The organism is Bacillus sp. AP50, from assembly GCF_040492675.1.
GTDB classification, from domain to species: Bacteria; Bacillota; Bacilli; order Bacillales; family Bacillaceae_G; genus Bacillus_A; species Bacillus_A cereus.
Genome location: NZ_JBEUTW010000620.1, coordinates 1 through 3,224, shown reverse-complemented (window position 1 = coordinate 3,224; position 3,224 = coordinate 1). Strand labels below are relative to the sequence as shown.

Here is a 3,224-nt window from a genome sequence, read left to right as displayed (position 1 = left end):
GTACTCAGATGGGTGAACAATGCGTTGTACTGGAATGCAGTATCAACTTGGTTCTTGTACACTTCCAAATGGATGTCGGTGTCACTTTGTGCGCCACCCCAGTGGATGCGCGTGCTCTTACCTGCGTGTGCAGTATCAGCCATAGGTTATCTCCTAATTACTTGTTAAGTTTGATGCCCAGTTGTCGCTGAGAAAGCAACGCTTGGTATTCTTCCGCAGCAGCCCCTGTTTCCAGAGAGCGACCACGGTACTTTTGTTGAAGCTCTTGAAGCTTCGTGCCGAACTCGGCGCTTGACAAACCCTGTTGGGCTGCCTGTTGTTGACCTTCCAACATGTTACCTTTCTTAATAACTGCACCTGAACCAGCAACTTGTGTCTGCATGATTCGGATAGCAGTATCGAAGTGCTTACTGTTTAATAGGGTCTGAACAGCTTGTACTTCATCGGCACTTGCTGTTGCCTTAAAGGTTCCAGCCAGAGTTTGCCATTCAGCTTCACCACCTACTTTACTGTACACATACTCCTTAGCGGAATTGATTACAGCAGCGGTGTCTTTAACCACAGCAGTAGCAATAGCCAATGCAGCGGAAGCTTTGTCGCCAAATACAGCGGCGTACATATCACGGTTGATGTCTTGCACGTTACCACTAGCCAGAGCATCTTTAGCTAACTCAATAGCCTTAGTTGCATCTACACCAGTAGCACCAGCCAGATTATCAATCAGTTCCTTAGTGCTATCTGCAATATCAAAGTCTAAGACTTCATTTGCAGGAGCTTTGGGTTCTTGTGGTTCTTTCGGTTCAGGCTCAGCAGGGGCTTTAGGTTCTTGGGGTTCCTGCGGAGCCTGAGGTTCTTTCGGTTCAGTATCTGCTGGCACTACAGGTTTTGGTACATCCAGCAGGCCATCAGCTACATTCGGGTCAATGTCGGGCATTAGATATTTCCTAATTGTTCGGCAGCATCCACGGTACTATCCGTACCAGTAATCTGTCGTTGTTGAACTTGCATCTGTGCTTGTTGTTCTTGTTGCTGCTTGAGTTTAGCTTCGAGCTCTTTCTCGGTCAGCATTACATCCACGGTATTCAATCCGTGTGCAAGCATAAAGCGGTCGATAATCTTCTCCGTATTGAAACGCGGGGAGACTTGGGTAAGTACATGTACAAGCGTACCAAGCTCTTGACCCATTAACAACCATTGCTGTGTCTCAGCAGCGCGGCCTAAGGCTTGCATACCAGTCACAACACGTAAGTCAATCGTACCAGAGATATAAGCAATCACAAACGATGGGTCAAGCTCAGCACTCAGTACAAACGCCATAGGCAAATGTAATCCCTGAGACAACTGACTGTACACACCGCCGAGGACTTGCTCAGCTTCCATAGCCGCTAACTGAATCTCATACGCTGTAACACGTTCAGCATCACGCTGGTTAGAGGTGTACAGGAACGCAGTAGTCAGTCGCTGGAAGATACTATTGATGTCGGCTATGAGTGCCTGAATCTTGTTGTACTGTCCAGCCTCGAATGCTTGGATAGCACTAGGGTCACCTTGAATGATTTCCCCGCTGGTAGCATTAACAAATGATTCTACATCGACCATACTGTTCGGAGCATAAAGGTACTTGATGTTCGTGCTCTCAAGCTCATATGAAGCTAAAGCAGCGCTGAGTTCGCTGAGCTTGATGAAGTCACCAGCATAATCCTCTACCTGCCCCCGCCCGTAGTTGTCACCTGATGAGAGGTTCCACACTACAGGAATGTACGGGCAGAACATCTCAGGGTACTCCTCTTCCGAATCAGGAACTCTTAAGCCCTGAATCTCCTGATGGACTTCCCAAGTGTCGATGATACCGTTAGCAGTCTCGTGGGATACACGATTGATTACGGTGTACAACGGAACCTCAGAATCATCGCGGAAGTTAGGATTAATGTTCAGCAGGTCTTTGATGTTCTGAGAGAGCTCACGATACTGCAAGCTCTCCTTTGTGATAATCCGTAAGACCTTACCACTAGAATTACGGCGCAAGGCATAGTTATGCAGATTCAGAACACGGGTTACACCATCACGGCGAATTACCAGACAGTTTCCTGTGACTACCAGCAATCGGATAGCTTGAACTAACTGAGCATACGCTGCATTGTCGAACAACGCTTCACATGCCTTGAGTTCCAGATTGGATAAATCAATCTTCTGCTCATCCGAGAGTTCCTCATCGTTCATAACCTTGAACTTGAAGAAGCTGGTGTTCGTGGGGAACAGAACCTGAGCGAGTTTAGTACTCAACCGATTAACGAGCATAGCACCCATACTCTGATAGTCATACTGCACGATTTGATTACCCGTCCCTACGTGTAAGAACTCAGGGAACACAGATGGTAATGTCCAACGTGCATAGTCAGAACAGCGGTGAATTAGTGCGTCATCTTGGTATCGGTTGAAATCAGATTCGGCAGTAGTCATCATAAGCCAAGTCCAGATGATACTGTAGCAGTTGTAGCTCGCTTACGGCGACCAGTACTGATTACTGAATCAGAGTTACCAGCAGACTGAACCTTAGCTACATCCTCGGTACTCGCTTCACGGTTAAGCTTGTTAGCTACACGTGCAGCATCAGCCTCACCCTGTACTCGTTTGCTCTCAGCGTCAGCACGTTTAGATGCCTCTTTCTGAGCCTTAGCTGATTTATGTTGTGTGTACACGGTAGCCGCAGCCGATATTACTATTGCGGCAGATATAAAAGCAGTCATTGTGCCTCCTGTAAGTACAATGTGTTATCAGGTAGCACACGGTTAGTGAGCAGCCTTTGATGGTCATCGGTCATGAACTCCTCTGCCTCTGGTACAGTACTCGCTGGGTTTACCATTACAGTCGTCCAATACGTATCTGCATGAACTACACCAACTCGCTTAGTACCTGAAGAAGCAGGTAGCACATGCCAACCTGTTAATCGTTGTACACCATCATCGGTACTAACAGTTATATCACCGAATAGAATACTGATTGTATCAACATTCAACTCAGCGCCTGTAGCTGCTACACCAGCGGGTATTAATACAGTTCTAGCGTACATACCGCCATGTATTAAATGCTCCGCAGGGAAGTGTACTTGTTGTTCTTGTAATAGCATCTGTTCAAACGCTAGTACTTTATCAGACGGTATAAGACTTGTATCCATTACTTACCGCCACGTTGTATATTCTGAGAGATAGTATTAGCTATAAAAC

At 46.7% G+C, this 3,224-nt stretch carries 4 protein-coding genes; all 4 read right to left on the bottom strand.

Annotated features, from left to right (window positions below):
- Window positions 1-157: 157 nt before the first annotated feature.
- Genes ABWK52_RS27465 through ABWK52_RS27450 form a run of 4 tightly spaced genes read right to left on the bottom strand, consistent with a single transcriptional unit; the run spans window position 158 to window position 3,175 of the window.
- A complete protein-coding gene (locus tag ABWK52_RS27465; RefSeq protein WP_353772289.1) occupies window positions 158-934 on the bottom strand; it encodes a hypothetical protein in 777 nt (258 codons plus the stop codon).
- On the bottom strand, window positions 934-2,460 hold the full coding sequence (locus tag ABWK52_RS27460; RefSeq protein ID WP_353772288.1) for a portal protein: 1,527 nt from the start codon (window positions 2,458-2,460) through the stop codon (window positions 934-936). Before ABWK52_RS27460 ends, ABWK52_RS27465 begins: the two co-directional genes overlap by 1 nt.
- Window positions 2,460-2,747, bottom strand: coding sequence for a hypothetical protein (locus ABWK52_RS27455; protein WP_353772287.1), 288 nt, complete (start codon window positions 2,745-2,747; stop codon window positions 2,460-2,462). The genes ABWK52_RS27460 and ABWK52_RS27455 overlap by 1 nt, the downstream gene beginning before the upstream one ends.
- Window positions 2,744-3,175: a hypothetical protein gene (locus ABWK52_RS27450; RefSeq protein ID WP_353772286.1), complete on the bottom strand. Its 432-nt coding sequence runs from the start codon at window positions 3,173-3,175 to the stop codon at window positions 2,744-2,746. Before ABWK52_RS27450 ends, ABWK52_RS27455 begins: the two co-directional genes overlap by 4 nt.
- Window positions 3,176-3,224 lie beyond the last annotated feature (49 nt).

What these genes read in the sequence shown, in the direction of transcription:
- ABWK52_RS27455 (WP_353772287.1), bottom strand. Translation starts at nt 2,747, where the DNA reads ATGACTGCTTTTATATCTGCCGCAATAGTAATATCGGCTGCGGCTACC.
- ABWK52_RS27460 (WP_353772288.1), bottom strand. Translation starts at nt 2,460, where the DNA reads ATGACTACTGCCGAATCTGATTTCAACCGATACCAAGATGACGCACTA.
- ABWK52_RS27450 (WP_353772286.1), bottom strand. Translation starts at nt 3,175, where the DNA reads ATGGATACAAGTCTTATACCGTCTGATAAAGTACTAGCGTTTGAACAG.
- ABWK52_RS27465 (WP_353772289.1), bottom strand. Translation starts at nt 934, where the DNA reads ATGCCCGACATTGACCCGAATGTAGCTGATGGCCTGCTGGATGTACCA.